1 pseudogene is annotated in these 263 nt (G+C 52.5%); it reads left to right on the top strand.

Annotation, left to right across the window (positions count from 1 at the left end):
• Positions 1–37: 37 nt before the first annotated feature.
• Positions 38–263 (top strand): annotated as a pseudogene (locus tag GNF10_RS37590) (hypothetical protein); the annotation flags it as partial.

The raw sequence follows: 263 nt of genomic DNA on the forward strand, positions 1-263 counted from the left end.
GTTCATGGGGGTAATGATACCGATGAAACGAGAGAGGATGCTCACGATACGGGTTACTGATGATGAACATGCCCGGTTACTGGAACGTTGTGAGGGTAAACAACTGGCGGTATGGATGCGGCGGGACCAGAGAAAAATCACTCAGGGTCAATGCCAGCGCTTCGTTAATACAGATGTAGGTGTTCCACAGGGTAGCCAGCAGCATCCTGCGATGCAGATCCGGAACATAATGGTGCAGGGCGCTGACTTCCGCGTTTCCAGAC

Source organism: Nostoc sp. UCD121, from assembly GCF_014222285.1.
Classification (GTDB): domain Bacteria; phylum Cyanobacteriota; class Cyanobacteriia; order Cyanobacteriales; family Nostocaceae; genus Nostoc.